The organism is Streptosporangium sp. NPDC023825 (assembly GCF_040639575.1).
Classification (GTDB): Bacteria; Actinomycetota; Actinomycetes; order Streptosporangiales; family Streptosporangiaceae; genus Streptosporangium.
This window is the reverse complement of record NZ_JBFAAE010000029.1, coordinates 22688-40940: the sequence shown is the minus strand read 5'-3', so window position 1 is coordinate 40940 and position 18253 is coordinate 22688. Positions and strand designations below refer to the sequence as shown.

Below are 18253 nucleotides of genomic sequence, written 5' to 3'. Positions count from 1 at the left end.
GATGACCATGTATCGGCCAACCCGGAGGCAACGATGGATCGTCGGACCGTGTTACGCGCTGCTGTCATCGGAGGCGGAGGCGCGGCGTTCTCCGGAGCGCTGTGGGGGCAGGCCTTCGGCGCCGTCGCCCAGCCGGGCCCCGGCCCCTACGGCGGCCTGCTCGCCGCGGACGCGAACGGCATCCAGCTCCCGCCGGGGTTCACCAGCCGGGTGATCGCCCGATCCGGGCAGCGGGTCGCCGGCCACACCTGGCACTGGGCGCCGGACGGCGGGGCGTGCTTCCCCGACGGCGCCGGCTGGATCTACGTGTCCAACTCCGAGATCCCGCTCGCCGGAGGGGCCTCCGCGGTCCGCTTCGCCGCCGACGGCTCCATCACGTCGGCGTACCGCATCCTGTCCGGCACCAACCTCAACTGCGCCGGCGGCGCGACCCCGTGGGGCACCTGGCTGTCGTGCGAGGAGATCGCGCTCGGCCGGGTCTTCGAGACCTGGCCCGCGGGCGGGCGCTCCGGCGAGGAGCGCACCCGGATGGGCCGTTTCAAGCACGAGGCCGCCGCCTGCGATCCCGTACGGCAGGTCGTCTACCTGACCGAGGACGAGGACGACGGGTGCTTCTACCGCTTCGTGCCCGACACCTGGGGCGACCTGCGCACCGGAAGGCTCCAGGTGCTCTGCGCCCCGGCCGCCCAGGTCACCGGCCCGGTGACCTGGCAGGACATCCCCGACCGCGACGGCTTCCCCGTCGCGACGCGGCTCCAGGTCGGCGCGGCCAAGCACTTCGACGGCGGCGAGGGCTGCTGGTACGACCGCGGCGTCTGTTACTTCACCACCAAGGGCGACAACCGGGTCTGGGCGTACGACACTGCCGCCTCCACCCTCGACCTGGCCTACGACGACTCTCTGGTGACCGGGGGCGCCGCCCCGCTGACCGGCGTGGACAACATCACCGGAGCGCCCAACAGCCGCGATCTGTTCGTCGCCGAGGACGGCGGCGACATGGAGATCAACGTCATCACCTCCGACGGCGTCGTGGCGCCGTTCCTGCGGATCCTCGGCCAGTCCTCCTCCGAGGTCACCGGCCCCGCGTTCTCGCCGGACGGTTCGCGCCTGTACTTCTCCTCCCAGCGCGGCACCTCGGGATCGTCGACCGGCAGCGGCGGCATCACCTACGAGGTGACCGGCCCCTTCCGCGCCCAGTCCTGACGCGGCCCTGACGGTTCCTCCCCGGGCGGCGTCCGGGCCGGGCACCGGGCGCCGCTCGCGGAACCCGCCGGGGTCACCCCACCTCGGCCGTTCCCCCCGCGCCGGACGTCCCGCGCACGGTCCGGCGGGCCACGAGGAAGAGGGCGAGCGCGCCGAGGACGAGGATCACCTGGCCGATCAGGTTGGCGGCGGTCGCGGTGCCGTGAAGGAGCAGCAGAAGGAAGCCGATGCACGCTTGGGTCAGCAACGCGCCGCCCGCCAGCGCGAGCCGGTGCGCGGCGCCCCAGCCGTCACCCCGCGACCACCGGCTGATCACGACCGCCATCACAGCGATCAGCGCGATGCCCGCGGCGGTCCCCCACCAGTCCTCGGGACGGGCGACGAACGCCGCGGACGCGACGAACGCCGCCACGCCCACCAGCCAGGGTTTCCGCGACCGCCCACCCCTCACCGGCCGGGAGCGCCGCCCGACGAGGAACGCGGCGACGACCAGGAGCGCGACCACGGCGGCGGCGCCGGCCCGCTGCGGCGGCGAGGCCATGAATCCGCTGTCGTCGTGGATGCCGCCGAAGAGAACGAGGGAACCGAGGACGAACACCACGCAGGTGACGATCAGGCCGGGTACGCCCAGCCAAGGGGTGGTGGCGCGACGGGGCACCAGGATCTCGGCGAGGGCGATCGGGACGCCGATGCTCCAGATGGCGTGTCCGGCGGTGAATCCCACGGCGTTCACCGCGCTGAACCCCAGTGCCGGGATGAGGGTGGAATCGCGGGAGACGTCCCCCTCGAACAGCGGGGCGGGGTTGAAGAGGGTCTGGTCGATCAGGGCCGCCTCCAGCACGCCGTACGCGCACCCCAGCAGGATGATCGTCGGCCAGCCGCGCCCGGCACGGCGCGCGACCTCGCGGATGATGATCGCGCCACCGCCGTACATCGGCGCGAGGATGACCAGGCCCCAGATTTCGGACGAGGGGACGTTGCCGAGCAGGTACTCGGCGACCAGCGGGGAGAGAAGGAACAGGCCGAGGGCGGGCGCGATGCGCCGTAACGTCCTGGGACGTTCGCCGGGAGTCACCTGAGTCGTTCGAGCCGCCTGGGCCGCTTGAGCTGTTCGAGCCGCCTGGCCCGTCCGGGGCGCCTGAGGCGTCCGGGCCGTCTCGGACATCCGGAACATCCGGGATATTCGGGTCATCCGGTTCGCCCGGGTCGCGGGCCGTCGGTCGTCGGGAGGGTTTCCGGTCATGGCGGTGACGCTAGGTCCGGACGGCCCCCGCGCACATCGAACGCGGGAGCGGCCTTCGTCCCCTCCTCCGGACCGAGCCCGGCCGCGCCTCTCCCTCCTGGGACGGAGACGGCGGCACGCGCCGGGCCGCTCCTCCGCTTGTCCACTCATCCAGGGACAGGTGATCCGTGGATAAGCGCGACATGGACCCGCCCCGTGGCGTTTGCGACGCTTGCTTCGACCGGAAACAGCCTCTGACCAGGGAGTTATCATGAAAGACGTGTCCGTGCCCGATCTGACCGGGAAGCTCGCCGTGGTGACCGGTGCGAGCGACGGCGTCGGCCTCGGCCTGGCCGTACGCCTGGCCCGGGCGGGCGCCGAGCTCGTGCTGCCGGTCCGCAACCCCGTCAAGGGCGAGGCGGCCGTCGCGCGTGTCCGCGCGGTGGCTCCCGGAGCCGCAGTCTCCCTTCGTGAGCTCGATCTGGCCTCGCTGGACTCCGTGGCGGCGCTCGCGAAGAGGCTGAACGCCGAGGGCCGGCCGGTCGACATCCTGATCAACAACGCGGGCGTGATGTCGCCCGCCACCCGGCACACCACGGCCGACGGTCTGGAGCTGCAGTTCGGCACGAACCACATCGGCCACGTCGCGCTGGCCGGCGGGATCCTGCCGCTGCTGCGCGCCGGCCGGGCCCGCGTCACCACCATGTCGAGCAGTGCCGCCCGCACCGCCAAGATCGACTGGGACGACCTGCAGAGCGAGCGGAAATACTCCCCGATACGTTCGTACGGGCTGTCGAAGCTGGCCAATCTGATGTTCGGCCTGGAGCTCGACCGGCGCAGCCGGGCCGGCGGCTGGGGTGTCGTCAGCAACGTCGCGCACCCCGGTACGACCCTGACGAACCTCTACGCGTCCGGCCCCAACCTGGGCCGCGAGCGTCCCTCGCCGCTTGAGGCGATCATGACGCGGCTCTCCCGAGCGGGCCTGTTCGTGCAGACCGTCGACAAGGGCGCGCTCCCCGCCCTGTACGCGGCCACCGACCCGCGGGCGCAGGGGGGCCGCCTCTACGGCCCCGACGGCTTCGGCCAGTTCACCGGGGGCCCGACCGAGCTGGCCGTCTACAGGCCGGCCCGTGACGAGGCCGCCGCGGCTCGGCTCTGGGACGTCTCCGAGCGGCTGGCCAGGATCGAATTCGCCGCCGTCTGAGATCTTCACGGCGGCCGTTCCCGGAAAGGGGAGACTCATCTCATGGACAGGGCCCAGCTGGCCGAGTTCCTGCGCACCCGGCGGGAGGCGCTGCAGCCCGAGGACGTCGGGCTGCCTCGCGGGCGGCGGCGGCGCACCGGCGGGCTGCGGCGCGAGGAGGTCGCCGCGCTGTGCGGCATGTCCGCCGACTACTACAGCCGGATCGAGCAGCGGCGCGGGCCCAACCCGTCCGAGCAGATGCTCGCCGCGATCGCCCGGGGCCTGCACCTCTCCCTCGAGGAGCGCGACCACCTGTTCCGCCTCGCCGGCCACGCCACCCCGCGGCGGGTCTTTCGCGGCGACCACATCAACCCCGGGATGATGCGCATCTTCGACCGGCTGGAGGACACCCCCGCCCAGGTGATGAGCCATCTCGGCGAGACGCTCAGGCAGACCCCGCTCGCGGTGGCGCTGATGGGCGACGAGAGCGTCCACACCGGGATGGCGCGCAGCATGCACTACCGCTGGTTCACCGACCCGGCCTCGCGGCTGATCTATCCCGAGGACGACCACCCGACGCACGACCGCCTCTTCACGGCCAGCCTGCGCGACGCGTACACGCGGGACGGCAAGGGCTCGCGCGCGGCCGCGCTGGTCGACGCGCTGCTGGCGGCGAGCCCGGAGTTCGCCGCGCTCTGGCACGAGCACCCCGTCCTGGGCCCGTTCTGCGGGACGAAGCGCATCCTGCATCCGCGGCTCGGCCTGCTGGAGCTGCACTGCCAGACCCTGGTCGACCCCGACCAGTCCCAGATGCTGCTGGTCTTCACCGCCGTGCCGGGCAGCGAGAGCCAGGAGAAGCTCCAGCTGCTCCCGGCCCTCGGTGACCTGCGCGTCTGAATCCGCACCCGCCGAGGCCGTCCGGAGCGCGGCTCCCGCAGGACCGGGTCCTCGTTCAGGTGGAGCGCGGGCGCACGAGTCCCACGTCGTAGGCGAGTACGACGGCCTGGACCCGGTCGCGCAGGCCGAGCTTGCGCAGCACCGAGGAGACGTGCGTCTTGACCGTGGCCTCGGTGAGCACGAGCCGCTCGGCGATCTCGGCGTTGGACAGCGCGAGCGCGACCAGCCGCAGCACCTCGACCTCCCGCCCGGTCAGCGAGCCGAGATCGGGCGGCGAGCCGCCGGGATCAGGCAGAACGGTGACGAAACGGTCGAGCAACCTGCGGGTGACCGACGGCGCGAGCAGCGCGTCGCCGCGTGCCACCACGCGGATCGCCTCCACCAGCTCGGCGGGCCGCACGTCCTTGAGCAGGAACGCGCTCGCCCCGGCGCGCAGGGCGGCGAACACGGACTCGTCGACGTCGTAGGTGGTCAGGACGATGACCCGGGCCGGACTTCCCGAAGCGACGATCCTCCGGGTCGCCTCCAGCCCGTCGACGCCGGGCATCCGCACGTCCATCAGGACGACGTCGGGCCTCAGCCGCTCGACCAGGATCGCGGCCTCGCCGCCGTCCCCGGCCTCACCGACCACCTCGAGATCCGCCCTGGCCTCCAGGATCATCCGGAAGCCGCCGCGGACCAGCGCCTGGTCGTCGGCGAGCACCACCCGGATGCTCATCGCACCGCCCGCAGCGGCAGGCGGGCGCGGGCACGGACGTTCGTCGCGGCACCTACGGCGGGCGAGCACGAAAGAGGACGGTCACCACGGCTCCGGCAGCGGGCACGAAGGTTCATCGCGCCGCCCCCAACGGCAGGCGGGCGCGGACGCGGAACCCGCCGCCGGGCAGCGGGCCCGCGTCAAGGGTGCCGCCGAGCATCGTGGCGCGCTCGCGCATCCCCGCGATCCCGTGACCGGTGCCGCCGTCCCCACCCCCCTCATCACCCATGCCGATCCCGCGCCCGTCGTCGAGGATGTCCAGTTCGAGCATCCCCGCGGCGGCCCTCACGGTCACCTCCGCGCGGACGGCGCCCGCGTGACGCAGCGTGTTGGTGAGCGCCTCCTGGACGATCCGGTAGGCGGAGAGGTCGACCCCGGCCGGCAGCGCACCACCGGTACCGGCGCCGGTTCCCTCCCTGCGCACCGCGACCTCCAGACCGGCGGCGCGGAACGGCTCCACGAGCTCCCCGAGCCGGTCGAGTCCCGGCCGAGGGAGCGACTCCTCGCCCGCGTCCGGCCGTACCACGGCCAGCAGCCGGCGCAGTTCCCCGAGCGCGTCGCGCCCCGCCGCCTCGATCGAGCGCAGCGCGGCGCGCGCCTGGTCGGGGCGCTCGTCGAAGACGTCGTCGGCGGCCGCCGCCTGCACGACGATGACCGAGACGCTGTGCGCGATCACGTCGTGCACCTCCCGGGCGATCCGCGCCTGCTCCTCGCCGACCGCCCTGCGCATCTCCTGGTCGATCGCCACGCGCCGGTTGCGCACGACCTCGCCGAGCGCCCAGGCGACGACCGGGAACGCCATCGCGAACTGCGCCTCCTCGCTGGAGGCGGTGAGGAAGTTGGACGCGGTCAGCGCGAGCAGCGCCGCCAGCGCGGGCAGCGACACGCGGGGCGGCCGGACGGCGGCCAGCGAGCCGAGCGCGACAAGGCCCGCGAACGGAAAGATCCCCTGCGGCGCGAGGAAGTGGACGAGGGCCCCTCCGGCGAGCGCGATCACCATCACCGGCACCGGATGGGAGCGCCGCCACCACAGCGCCACGCCCTGCGCCGCACCCGCGATCATCCCGAGGATCACCAGCGGCCCGGCGCGCGGCACCACCTCGTCCATCACCAGGGCGACCAGATACAGCCCTACGACGAGCGGGACGGCGACGTCGGCGACCAGTCGGAGCGGGCTGCGGGACGAACGGCGCACTTCAGGAGTATCGCAGATCGGTCATCGCCCCATCGCGGGCCCGACCGGTACGGGCGACGGGGAAGGACGCGGAATCCTTTTCCGGATTTCCGTTGTCCTCGGCCCGCCCGCCGGTCTCCTGTACAGGAGCGAACACGTCCGGCACCGGACACGACCGACAGGAAATCCGCGGTCCGGCCCATCCGGCACGCCTCCCGATACGCCGACAATGTCCGACCCCTACTCCCCGTACGAAGGACCTCATCCATATGAGTGAGACTGTTCCGCGTGGTATCGCAGCAGGTCGCACGGCTGTTCGTCAGGTACGCCGCGCCACGCTCGTAGGCGCGCTCGTGGCCGTCGTGGGCGCCTCCGCGGTGAACGGCGCCCTCCCCGCGGGCGCGGCCGAGACCCCCCTGTCGCAGGGCCGGGCGGCCGTCGCCTCCTCGGTCGAGCGAGGCGACCTGTCCGCCGCGGCCGCGGTCGACGGCGACAGCGCCACCCGCTGGTCCAGCGAGTTCACCGACCCTCAGTGGCTGCAGGTGGACCTGGGCAGGTCCACCGCGATCAACAAGATCGTGCTGAACTGGGAGCGCGCCCACGCCACCGCGTTCCGGATCCAGACGTCCTCCGGCGGCGGCCGGTGGAAGACGATCCACAGCACGACCGCGGGCAAGGGCGGCACGCAGACCCTCGACGTGTCGGCCACGGGCCGGTACGTGCGGCTCCACGCCACCAAGCGGTCCAGCCAGTACGGCGTCTCGCTCTGGGAGTTCCAGGTCTTCGGCAAGGGCTCGGCCACCCCCGTCCCCAGCGCCACCCCGACCAGGCCGACGCCGAGCTCGAGCCCGAGCCGCACCCCGAGTCCCACCCCCAGCGCCACCCCGACCAGACCGGCCCCCAGCGCCACCCCGACCAGGCCGACGCCGAGCGCCACCCCGAGTTCCACTCCCAGCAAGACCCCGACCACGCCGGTCCCCGAGGTCCCCCCCACGGGAACCTCCGGCAAGAAGGGCGTGGGCGTGTGGCAGGCGCCCAACGTCAGCGCGGCCCTCGAAGCCTCCGGCGCGAGCTGGTACTACACGTGGTCCACGAACCACAACAACATCACCACCCCCAAGGGGGCGGAGTTCGTCCCGATGATCTGGGGGGCCGACAGCGTCACCGATCAGAGCCTCGCCCAGGCGAAGAACGCCGGCTCCCCCTACCTGCTCGGTTTCAACGAGCCGGACTTCGCCGAGCAGTCCGACATGACCGTGGAGAAGGCGCTGTCGCTGTGGCCGAGGCTCACCGCGACCGGCCTGAAGGTCGGCAGCCCCGCCGTCGCCTGGGGCGGCGACAGGGCGGGCGGCTGGCTGGACCGGTTCATGACCGGGGCGGCCCAGAAGAACTACCGCGTCGACTTCATCACGCTGCACTGGTACGGCGGCGACTTCCGCGCCGAGGCGGCGGCCGGCCAGCTCAAGTCGTACATCCAGGCCGTGTACGAGCGCTACCGCAAGCCGATCTGGCTCACCGAGTACGCCCTGATCGACTTCTCGAACGGCGTCCGCTTCCCCACGGACGCGCAGCAGGCCGCCTTCGTCACCGCGTCCACCAAGATGCTGGCCTCCCTGCCGTACGTGCAGCGCTACGCCTGGTTCGGCCTGCCCTCCTCGGACACCGAGCCCAACAGCGGCCTGTTCCGCAGCAACGGCGTCGCCACCCCGGCGGGCCGCGCCTTCCAGGCGGCCGAGTGACCTGGTAGTGCTTTGTCAGGTCTGCCGGTGGCGGTTGCGGCATGACGGTTTCAGCCTTCGACGGCAGGTAGGACATGCGCCGGTCCAGGTCGCGAGTGACGGTTGCAACTCGCGGATGACCTCGTGGAGGGTCAGACCGGCGCATCCGCTTGTGGGGCGAGCCGCAGCACGGTGATGAACAGACGCGCGGCGGTGACAAGAGTGGCGTGGCGGTGCCGGCGGCCCGGACGTGTTCGGCCAAGCCGGCCCTGACGCCCGCCGGTGGACCGCCGGGCGCGGGCGGTGTCAGCCGATCCACGCGCCGGTGGTGAAGTTCCCGGTGTTGATCGCCATGACCGGGATCATGATGGCCATGCTCACCAGCCACACCCAGGGTCTTCGCACCCCCGCGACGCCGATGGCGATCCACAGGGGGAACCAGGTCAGCGACCCCCGGCCGATCGACATGTAGAACGACGACAGGGTGAGGAAGGACAGCGCCTGGGGGGCGATGTACGCGAACTCCGGCCACTTGCGCCGTACCGCGAGGCAGCAGGCCAGCACCAGCAGCACCGCGGCCGAGATGATCTCCTCGTAGTAGGACGTGGTGAGCGAGGCGACGTCGTCGGACATGCTCCAGGTGTTGGCGAGCGCCTCCCACGGCCAGACGGCGTGCCGGCCCCAGAACCGGTCCTGCACCGAGTTGTAGGCCAGCCAGTCGCCGGTGCGGGTCCACTGGTAGACGCTGTACAGCACGAGCGGCACACCGGGGAGCGCGAGCCAGGGCAGCAGGCGCCACCCGCCCGGGCGTTTGCGGCCGTTCTCCGCCACCAGGAACATGACGAGCAGCCCGAAGGCCAGGAACAGGCCGGAGATGCGCACCGTGGCGGCTCCGGTGGCGCACAGCGCGGCGTCCTCCCAGCGGCCGTTCCTGGCGAGCAGCCATGCCGAGACGGCCAGGGCGAGGAACAGCGCCTCCGAGTAGCCGGAGTACAGGAACACGGCGAACGGGCTGAGGAACAGCGCCGCCACCGCGTACCGGCCGCTGCCTGCCGCGTACGTCTCGGCGAGCCGCGACAGCGCCACCGCGAGCACCGCGCTGGCCACCAGCGAGATGATCATCGTGGCCAGCCGGCCGTCCTCGACGACCGGCCGCATCATCTTGATCAGTATCGCCATGCCGGGGAAGAACGCCGGCAGCTTCCCGGCGTCCTGCATGCCCGGGGGGCCGTCGTAGCCGAACTGGGCGATGGCGATGAAGTTCTCGGCGTCCCAGCGGGTGAACCGGTTGAGAAAGGGGTCGGTGGTCCGGCCAGGGCCGGCCAGGTAGGCGTAGATCAGCACACCGACGTGCGACAGCGCCCAGAGGAGCAGGGCCAGCCGGTCGCCGGGGTCGGCCAGGAACCCGGGCACCCACCGCCGCCCGGCCACCTCACCGGTCGTCTCGGCGGAAGTCTCGGCGGTCGTCTCGCCGGGACGTGCGCCGGGCTCCGCGTCGGCCGGTTCCGGCTCCGTGATCTCCACTGGCCCGGCGGGCGCGCGATCAGTCACGCGAGAATCCTTATACAGCCGCAAAGTCCGGGCAACCGGTTGCCCACAACATGATCCTTCCGTGCCGGCCCGTCCCCGCTCGTCTCCTGCGAAGACCACTTCCGCCCGGTGGCGGGACGCCCCGCCCCGCCGTGAAACTTCCACGCGGTGCCGGCCGCCGTGCCCGCCGTGGAAGGGGGATGTCACGCCCTCGTACCGCAGACGCAGGGCCATCCCCTGGTCGGCGTGCGCGAGGTTGTGGCAGTGGTTCATCCAAAGGCGCCCGGCAACCCGCCCGGCACGCAGAAGGCCACGGATCGTCTTCGGCATCGACACCGAGCGCTTCTGGCACCTCTACGTGGACATCATGCGCAACCAGTGAGATTTGGGTACGGGGGTACTCAGGCACCGGACCAGCCCGCGACGGACGATGCTCTTCTGGCAGCACTCCAGGGGAGGACATCATGGGCTTGAGAACGAAGGCTGGTCTGTCATTCGCGGCGATGCTGGCGCTGTTCCTGGCCTCCATACCGCTCATCGCCACTCCTGCGGCGGCGGCGCCCCCCGGCATCAAGATCATCTTCGAGATCGAGTACCTCTTCCAGGTCGAGGACCCGGACAGCGGAGGGGTGGGCGACGGCGACTACTTCCCCAGGGTGAAGATCGCCGATGGCCCGCTGGTGACGGGCCCACGCATCGAGGACGACGAGTTCGAGCCCCGCGGCCTGCCCGAGGCGCCCGGCGGCTGGACCTTCACCTACGAGAACTGGCCCGGCGACAGGCCCACCGTGGACATCACGGTCGCGATGTGGGACTACGACAGCGATTTCAACACCAACTCCGACCGGATGGACATCAGCCCCAACGACGAGGACTGGGAGCTGAACCTCACCTACGACCTGCGCTCGGGCACACTCTCGGGCGACCAGCTCGTCTTCGGCACCCCGTGCGTCCGGTCCGACGGCCAGACGGCCAAGGGTCAATCCTGCATCCAGGGTGACGGCGACCATGGCATCCCCCGCAACAACGACGGCCGGATCACCAAGATCGGTATCACCGCCGGCGCCGAGATGCCGGACACCGACCTCGACGGCATCCCGGACCTCATCGAGCTGTCCGGCATCAGGAACGCGGCCGGTGACGTGCTCGTCGATCTGCCCGCGCTCGGCGCCGACCCGTGCCGCAAGACGGTCATCCTGCAGCTCGACCACATGGAGGACACCGCCCCCGCCACCAGGCACTCGCACGAGCCCAAGGCGGGCGCGATCACCCTGGTCAAGAACGCCCTGGAGGACGCGCCCATCGCGGCCACGAGTCCCTGCCCCTACCCGGGGACGCGTCAGGACGGCATCGACTTCATCTACCGGGAGGGCGCGCAACTGGCCGAACAGGCCCAGCTGGGCCTGGACACCAATGCCTTCCGCAACGCGCGCGCCGCCGGCTTCCCGGCCGAGCTCGCCCCCTACGCGCACTACGGGATCTTCGCGCACCGCCTGCTGAACGCCCTCGGAACCTCCGGCCAGTGCTGCGAACCCGTCCGTGACAACAACAAGGACTTCATCGTCACTCTCGGCGACTGGCGGACCATGTGCGTGGCCGACTTCACCGCCGACCACGGCGGCGACGGCATGCTGCAGACGACCGCGGCCGGAGACGACGTCACCACCGGAACCCAGATCCACGTCGGCGCCAACCGCAGGTGCGACACCACCAGCGCCCACACGACGGACGTGCAGGTGCTCGCCCCGGGCACGGGCGACGCCGACGCCAATGTCGGCACCGAACAGGACCAGGCCGGCACCATCCTGCACGAGCTCTTCCACGCCATGGCCCTGCGGCACGGCGGCGACGAGAACGTCAACAACAAGCCCAACTACCTCAGCGTCATGAACTACTTCTTCCAGACGGGCATCCCCAACAGCGCGCCACCGCTGCTGGTCGACGAGTTCCGCGACTGGAAGGTGGGCGCGGTGCGGCTGGACCTGTCCGACGGCGGGCTGCCCCCGCTGGTCGAAGGCGGGCTGAACGAGACGGCGGGCATCGGCGACGGCACGGACTGGACGTTCTGGTGGGCCCCCAACGTCGCCAACCCGGGCGGCGACCCCGTGATCCGAGCCGGCGCCGGCAACGGGCCGCTCAACTGGAACGACAACCGCACGGCCGGCACCAACGTCCCGATCATCGACACGGCGAACCAGCCGGTGAACATCAACGACGCGGGCGGCCTGACCACGCTCACGGACCACAACGACTGGCCCGCGATCAGGTTCAGGGCACAGTCCCCCGACCGCGTCGGCTGGGCCTGCAGCGCCTGGCCCGCGGGCGCGCCCGCCTGCGGAGGCGCCGGGGGCGACGTGGAGCCGGAACTGACCTTCGACACCGCGATCCGGCAGGAGATGTCCTTCTTCAACCTCTACAACCCCGACCTGGCCATCGAGAAGACCGTCGACAAGGCCGACGCCGAGCCCGGCGACACCCTCACCTATCACGTCAAGCTGGACAACATCGGCACAGGCGCAGCGACCCAGACAAGCGTGAAGGACACCCCGCCGACCGGCGACGTCCAGACACGTCAGGTCGGGCAGCTCGGCGCAGGCGGCACGAAGACCGAGGCATTCACCTATGAGATCCCCTGCGACACCGAGGACGCGAAGGTCCTGACCAACAAGGCCGAGGTGACCGCGAAGGACCTCGCCGGTGGAGCCGAGGCCAACACGGCGAACAACTCCGCGACCGCCTCGACCAAGGTCCACGCGCCCAAGCTCACCCTGGACAAGCGCGCGACCGCCACGGTCAACGCGGGCGAGGCGATCACGGTCGACCTGAAGGTCGCCAACGTCGGCAGTGGCAAGGCCGCCGGCGTCGTCCTGACCGACACGCTCCCCAAGGAGGTCTACTACAGCCAGGCCCTCGACCAGGGCGCGGGCCCCAAGCCGACCGGGGTCACCCGCAACGCCGACGGGACGACGACGCTGACGTGGTCGCTGGGCGAGCTGGCCGCGAGCGGTGACCGGTCGGTGCAGTTCACGGCCAGGCCCAGCCTGCTGTTCGTCGCCGGGGACAAGCTGACCGACCACGCCTCCGTGGCGTACGGCAACGCCAACGGCTGCACCTACGAGCCGGTGGCCGCGTCGGCCACCACGACGATCACCGAGGTCACGCCGACCCGTGACCCGCGCTCGCACGGCTACTGGAAGACCCACCCCGAGGCCCGCACAGCCGAGTTGCTGGCCCGGGTCCAGGCCAGCTACCAGCGGTTCGACAGCTCCGCGAACGGGGCGCTCGACAACGCCGAGGCCGACGCGGTGCTCTCGGCCGGCGGTCCACAGCCTGGTCCCGCCAGGTTCCAGCTGCTGGCGACTCTGTTCGACCTGGCCGCACGGCAGATCAACGCCTCGACGAAGATCGACAGCAAGCTCACCCGCGCGCTCGGGACGACCACGGTCGGACAGGCCGTCCGGTACGGCTTCGCCACACTGGACCTGCCGGTCAACAGCTCGACGGCCCAGCGCTACGCCGACACCACCGCCCTGCTCGACGAGATCGTCAACAACAGGAGCGAGGTCTACTAGGCCTGTTTCAGAAGTGGATCATATGAATGATCCACTTCTGAAATGATCTCCGGGTGAGTCGTGGGGATCCGACCGCCGCACGGTGGGCGGCCCTGGAGCCGTTGCTGCCGGTCGGCAAGAAGTCGGGCAGGCCGCCGACGTGGACGAAACGGCAGCTCATCGATGAGATCCCATGGCGCACGCGCATCGGTGCCGTCGAAGGCTGAAACCGTCACGCCGCAACAGCCACCGACAGACCTAACAAAGCACTACCAGATCATCGCCAAGGACCCGGGCACGGGTCCGCGGCCCTCCCACGTCCGGCCCGCGCGAGTCCTGTCTCGCGCGGGCCAGACCCGTTTCGCCCACCGGCCGAAGCCTCACCGGCCGAAGTCCCGGCGAACGCGTATTTCTCCATGGTGAGCGCGGCCGGCAGAGCGCTACCTTGCCGGTTGTACGGACGCCGCCGAACGGACGGGGCGTTCCGATCGTCAGGTGCGGCCTTCGCCCGCCACTCAGAAAACGGAGCATCTCATGTCGTCTGTCCATCGTCGTTCCGGCACCCCCGGGCGTAGATCCTCGATCGCCGCCTCGGCGCTCGCCGCGGCGGCGGTCGTCGCCGGGGTCCTGGCCACCTCACCCGCCGCGTCCGCGAGCGCGGGCACGCTGGTGAACATCTCACCGCAGAACGCCCCGCAGACCGCGCTGGCCAAGAGCCCGGCCACCGCCGCCCTCGGCATCGCGGTCCTGCAGAACGACGGCCCCTTCCTCAACCAGCGGTGGACCATGGAGCAGGTCCAGGCCCTGGGAGGCGGCAAGATCGCCTTCACCTTCACCAACCAGCAGGGGGGCTGCCTGGACGTCAACGGCAAGTCCAAGAACAGCGGCGCGGCCGTGATCACCAGGGCGTGTGACGGCAGCCTCAGCCAGCAGTGGATCCGTGACTTCAGCGTCAACGCGACCTTCCTGAAGCTGGAGAACCGCAACAGTGGCCTGGTCGCCACCGCCGACGGGAGCGGCAGTGGAGCCAGGATCACCCAGCGGGCCGACAACGGCGACTTCAACCAGCGCTGGTCGATCTTCGGGGTCTGAGCGAGACGTCCGAGCGGGCCGTCTCAGCAGATCGCCTGAACGGACAGTTCGAGTGAGACACCCCGGCCGGGGTCCGGGGAAAGGCTTCGGGGGAAGCCGAGGCACCCCGGCGGAAGGGAACGGGCAGAAGGTGGCGAGCGGCAGGGGAGACGCCACCTTCCCGGGGGCCCGGACGCCTTCCCGGGGCGGGCCTTCCCGGGGGCACGGACACCTTCCCCGGGGCACGCGGACGCCGGGAGCGCGGGACACCTCCTGCGCTCCCGGCGTCCGGGCCGTTTCCCGGCGGCCCGATCAGGGGTGACACGGCCGCCACGCTCTCCGCTCGGCACCCCCCGCTCGACACAAAGGACCCTCCACACGAGAAACTCTCAACACGAAAAACAAGGACAAAAACCCTATTTGTGTATTATTCGCGGGATCAGGCGAATCAATGGTCGCATACCTCCCATATCTGTTGAGAGGATCATCCGCATGGACAGCCCCTCCCGGACCGCGCGGCCGACGTTCCGCGCGGCCACCGTCGCGGACGTGCCCGCCCTGGTGCTCCTGGTCGATTCGGCGTACCGGGGCGAGTCGAGCCGCGCCGGATGGACGACCGAGGCGAACCTGCTGAGCGGGCAGCGGACGAACGCCGAGAGCGTGACCGCCGAGCTGGGCAAGCCGGAAAACCACATGATCGTCATGGAGGTGGGAGACGAGATCGTCGCCTGCTGCCAGGTGGAGCACCGGGGCGGGTACGCGTACTTCGGGATGTTCGCCGTACGCCCCACCCTGCAGGGCGGCGGCTTCGGCAAGACGGTCCTCGCCGAGGCCGAGCGCTTCGCCCGCGACACCTGGGGCGTGGGCGAGATGCGTATGACGGTGATCTCGGCGCGCGAGGAGCTCCTGGCCTGGTACGTGCGCCGCGGATACACCCGCACCGGCGAGATGATCCCCTTCCCCTACGACGACGAGAGCGTCGGCGTGCCGACCCGGGACGACCTGGAAATGGAACTCCTGGTCAAGAAACTCGGCTGAGCGAGAGGCGGCGATCTCCAGCGCCGGCTCCGCGTACGCCGGGGAACGCCCCCGGACGCCCTGACCGCGAATCTCCGGTACGGCTCCGCCGCGTCCACCCCCTCCCCCTCGCCGGGATCGTCTCAAGCGCCCGGCGGGAAGAGCTCCCTCGCGGCGGACGGATCGGCGGGTCCACCCGTGACCGGCCGGTCTCGGAGGTAGCGTGGCAAGGATGAGCGAGCCCTACCCCGACCCCGCCGACTGGTACGCCACCCTGCCCAGTGTGTTCGTCTCGGCCTGCATGCTGCTCACCGACGCGGAAGACCGTGTCCTGCTGGTCAAGCCCAACTACCGGCCTGGCTGGAACTTCCCCGGCGGGATCGTCGAGGAGGGCGAGGCACCCCACGACGGCGCCACGCGCGAGGTGGCCGAGGAGCTCGGCGTGTCCGTCAAGGCGGGCGAGTTGCTCGTGGTCCAGTGGATTCCGCCGGAGAGGGACCGCCCTCGCGCGATGATCAACTTCATGTTCGACGGCGGTGTCCTGGACGACCCCGCCCGCATACGGCTGCAGGCCGAGGAGCTCGACGAGGCGGCGTTCCTCCCCTGGGACACCGCCGCCCCCCTGCTGCCGCCGCACATCGCGCCCCGCCTCGCCGCCGGGCGCCTGGCCCGCGAGAACCAGCACCCCGTCTACCTGCCGGCCGCCGACGGCTGAGAAAGCCGCTCACGGGCCCGGCGGAGGCGCGACGGAGAGCTGACCTGGGATTTAAGGCGATAAAACGGGTAGGGCCGCGGTATGACCGAAACACCCCCAGACCGCGAGGGTCTGAGCGACGAGCAGGCGATCGAGGTCGAGGAGTGGACCGACGACCTCGGCCTCAACCACGAGATCGTCGAACACGACGACGAGCACCAGGACACCCTCGACGAGCGCCTCCGGCGCGAGGCGCCGGACCGCGAGCGGAGCCCGCGCGACGGGACCCGCCTGGTGGCGCCGGACGAGGGGCTGAGTCCCGACGAGACCTCCGAGGAGTACGCCTCGGAGGTGGGTCTCGACGACGGCGACCTGTCCGCGGAGGAGCGCGCCGTCCATATCGAGCCCGACATCGAGTACCGCGACACCTGAGAGTCACCCCGGAGATCCCGGAACTCGCGAACCGGGCACGGATCGCCGGAGGCGCGCCGCGCGGCCTCACCCCATGGGCGGCCGGCACCGTCGTCGAGCCGCGCACGTATTACCAGTACACCGTCGCCGCCCGCCGGACTCCCCCCACCGGCGGGCGGCCCCCTTTCCTGGAACCTCCCCGGGACCTCCCCCAGGACGCCCGGCCCGAGACGCCCGCGAAAGCCCCCGAGGCCCCGCGAAGACGCGTTCCGGAATCGCCGTGAAGGCCCTCCGGAATCACCGCGAACGCTCAGCGGGCGAGGGCGGCGACCAGGGCGTGCAGGTCGTCGACGACGTGGTCCGCCTCGGCGGCCTGGGGGCGCTCCGCGTGCAGGTGCCCCCAGGGACCCCGCCGGATCAGGGCGGTCCGCATGCCCGCCGCCCGCGCGGGGAGCACGTCGTTGTCCAGCCGGTCGCCCACGTAGAGGATCTCGCCGGGCTCGCGTCCCGACACCGCGACGACCCTGGCGAAGAACTCCGGGGCCGGTTTGGAGACGCCCCAGCCGTCGGAGGTGTGTACCGCGTCGACGGGCAGGTCCATCGCGACGAGCGCGTCGCGCGCCTGCGGCGGCTGGTTGCCCGCGATGATCAGCTCGTGGCCGAGGTCGCGCAGCGCCGCCAGGGCGGGCCGCACGTCCGGGTAGAGGTCGTCGGCGTCGAAGTCGACCCGCAGCCCGTCCGGATCGTCGCGCTTCCACGCCTCCTGCTCGGCCTCGACGTCGAAGCCGGGCCGCAGGAGCCGGAAGGCGTCCTCGAACGACCTGTCGAGCGCGGCCATGCCGCCGAGCACGCCGAGCATGGTGAACCGGGTGACGCCCAGCCGGTCGGCCCAGCGCGACCAGATGCGCGTCTCGTCGATCAGCGTCTCACCCACATCGAACACCAGCGCCCGGACCACGGTGTCTCCCCTTTTCCTCAGAACCCGTCGATCGTAGTCCGGCCGATCGGGACGACACCGGCCGGGACCGCGCGTGCGCACCCGGCCCTCACGGAGCATGACCCGGCGCTTACGAGAGGAGCCGCACACATCCGGATGGCGCACCGTCCCATAACCACAGGGCATGCGCTTCGCCTACGGGACACGCTCGCGTGCAACACTCAGAGTGCCTGCACGGACACGAAGGGATACAGGTCCATGGTGATGACAGCGTCTCAGCGATCCGCCCAGCGCACCACGCCCCAGCCGCCCGCCCAGCCCGCCGCTCCGGAGGACCGGCCACCCCCTCGTACCCCGAGGGAGATCTTCGAGTCTTTTCCCCCAGACCTGTGCCTTCGCGCCGAGATCATCGACGGGAACCTCATGGTGAGCCCATCCGGCATTCCACAGCACGGCCGAATCGCCATGCGCCTCGCCTTCGCCCTCCAGCCGATCCTGGAGAAGAACGGCTGGGAGAGTTTCGCGGGAAACGTCGACGTCTGCATCGAGGGACCACGTGACACTCTCGTCCCCGACTACTGCCTGGTCCCCGTGGACGCGCCGCTCTGGGGCGAGCGCGAGATCCTCTCCTCGGGGCTCGTCCTGGTGGCGGAGATCGTCTCACCCGGGAGCATGGAGATCGACCGCGCCACGAAGCCCAGGATCTACGCGGGCTGCGGCGTCCCGATCATGCTGATCGTCGACCCGGTGGCATCCCCGCCGGCGGTCACGGTCCTCAGCGACCCGGAGGAGGGCAGCTACCGGACCATGACCCACACCGAGATGGGCAAGCCGCTCCGGATCCCCTCCCCCGTCGACTTCGACCTCGACACCTCGATCTTCCTGTAG

16 protein-coding genes are annotated in these 18253 nt (G+C 71.2%); 11 read left to right on the top strand and 5 right to left on the bottom strand.

Annotation, left to right across the window (positions count from 1 at the left end):
• Positions 1-48 precede the first annotated feature (48 nt).
• On the top strand, positions 49-1203 hold the full coding sequence (locus AB0G15_RS24275) for an alkaline phosphatase PhoX (RefSeq protein ID WP_362843751.1): 1155 nt from the start codon (positions 49-51) through the stop codon (positions 1201-1203).
• Positions 1204-1276: 73 nt separating this feature from the next.
• Here AB0G15_RS24275 and AB0G15_RS24270 read toward each other — a convergent pair whose 3' ends face one another.
• Positions 1277-2278: a hypothetical protein gene (locus AB0G15_RS24270; protein WP_362843748.1), complete on the bottom strand. Its 1002-nt coding sequence runs from the start codon at positions 2276-2278 to the stop codon at positions 1277-1279.
• Positions 2279-2696: 418 nt separating this feature from the next.
• Here AB0G15_RS24270 and AB0G15_RS24265 point away from each other — a divergent pair, with 418 nt between their 5' ends.
• The gene (locus tag AB0G15_RS24265; RefSeq protein WP_362843745.1) at positions 2697-3629 is read left to right on the top strand and encodes an SDR family oxidoreductase; all 933 of its coding nucleotides are present in this window, start codon (positions 2697-2699) and stop codon (positions 3627-3629) included.
• Positions 3630-3671: 42 nt separating this feature from the next.
• Positions 3672-4505: a helix-turn-helix transcriptional regulator gene (locus AB0G15_RS24260; protein WP_362843743.1), complete on the top strand. Its 834-nt coding sequence runs from the start codon at positions 3672-3674 to the stop codon at positions 4503-4505.
• A 55-nt stretch (positions 4506-4560) separates the two neighbouring features.
• Here the strand turns inward: AB0G15_RS24260 and AB0G15_RS24255 are convergent, their stop codons facing one another.
• Together AB0G15_RS24255 and AB0G15_RS24250 are read right to left on the bottom strand one after the other, a co-directional pair.
• Positions 4561-5223, bottom strand: coding sequence for a response regulator transcription factor (locus AB0G15_RS24255; protein ID WP_362843741.1), 663 nt, complete (start codon positions 5221-5223; stop codon positions 4561-4563).
• 112 nt (positions 5224-5335) lie between these two features.
• Positions 5336-6457 carry a histidine kinase gene (locus AB0G15_RS24250; protein ID WP_362843738.1) on the bottom strand — a complete coding sequence of 374 codons (1122 nt, stop codon included), beginning with the start codon at positions 6455-6457 and terminating at the stop codon, positions 5336-5338.
• Positions 6458-6705: 248 nt separating this feature from the next.
• Here AB0G15_RS24250 and AB0G15_RS24245 point away from each other — a divergent pair, with 248 nt between their 5' ends.
• Positions 6706-8175 carry a glycosyl hydrolase gene (locus tag AB0G15_RS24245; protein WP_362843735.1) on the top strand — a complete coding sequence of 490 codons (1470 nt, stop codon included), beginning with the start codon at positions 6706-6708 and terminating at the stop codon, positions 8173-8175.
• 285 nt (positions 8176-8460) lie between these two features.
• On the opposite strand, the gene AB0G15_RS24240 is transcribed toward AB0G15_RS24245, so the two are convergent.
• The gene (locus AB0G15_RS24240; protein ID WP_362843732.1) at positions 8461-9705 is read right to left on the bottom strand and encodes a mannosyltransferase family protein; all 1245 of its coding nucleotides are present in this window, start codon (positions 9703-9705) and stop codon (positions 8461-8463) included.
• Positions 9706-10148: 443 nt separating this feature from the next.
• Between AB0G15_RS24240 and AB0G15_RS24235 the strand changes: the two genes are divergently transcribed.
• The 6 genes from AB0G15_RS24235 (at position 10149) to AB0G15_RS24210 (ending at position 16449) form a co-directional block, all read left to right on the top strand.
• On the top strand, positions 10149-13256 hold the full coding sequence (locus tag AB0G15_RS24235; RefSeq protein ID WP_362843729.1) for a CARDB domain-containing protein: 3108 nt from the start codon (positions 10149-10151) through the stop codon (positions 13254-13256).
• A gap of 53 nt (positions 13257-13309) precedes the next feature.
• The gene (locus tag AB0G15_RS24230; protein WP_362843727.1) at positions 13310-13462 is read left to right on the top strand and encodes a hypothetical protein; all 153 of its coding nucleotides are present in this window, start codon (positions 13310-13312) and stop codon (positions 13460-13462) included.
• 307 nt (positions 13463-13769) lie between these two features.
• Positions 13770-14327, top strand: coding sequence for an RICIN domain-containing protein (locus AB0G15_RS24225; RefSeq protein WP_362843724.1), 558 nt, complete (start codon positions 13770-13772; stop codon positions 14325-14327).
• A gap of 471 nt (positions 14328-14798) precedes the next feature.
• Positions 14799-15344, top strand: coding sequence for a GNAT family N-acetyltransferase (locus tag AB0G15_RS24220; protein ID WP_362843722.1), 546 nt, complete (start codon positions 14799-14801; stop codon positions 15342-15344).
• A 211-nt stretch (positions 15345-15555) separates the two neighbouring features.
• Positions 15556-16038 (top strand): NUDIX hydrolase, encoded by a 483-nt coding sequence (locus AB0G15_RS24215; RefSeq protein ID WP_362843720.1) that lies wholly within the window; start codon positions 15556-15558, stop codon positions 16036-16038.
• Positions 16039-16119: 81 nt separating this feature from the next.
• A complete protein-coding gene (locus AB0G15_RS24210) occupies positions 16120-16449 on the top strand; it encodes a DUF5709 domain-containing protein (protein ID WP_362843718.1) in 330 nt (109 codons plus the stop codon).
• A 289-nt stretch (positions 16450-16738) separates the two neighbouring features.
• Here the strand turns inward: AB0G15_RS24210 and AB0G15_RS24205 are convergent, their stop codons facing one another.
• Entirely contained in the window at positions 16739-17386 is a 648-nt protein-coding gene (locus AB0G15_RS24205) for an HAD family hydrolase (RefSeq protein WP_362843715.1), read from the bottom strand.
• 243 nt (positions 17387-17629) lie between these two features.
• Here AB0G15_RS24205 and AB0G15_RS24200 point away from each other — a divergent pair, with 243 nt between their 5' ends.
• Positions 17630-18253 carry a Uma2 family endonuclease gene (locus tag AB0G15_RS24200; protein ID WP_362843713.1) on the top strand — a complete coding sequence of 208 codons (624 nt, stop codon included), beginning with the start codon at positions 17630-17632 and terminating at the stop codon, positions 18251-18253.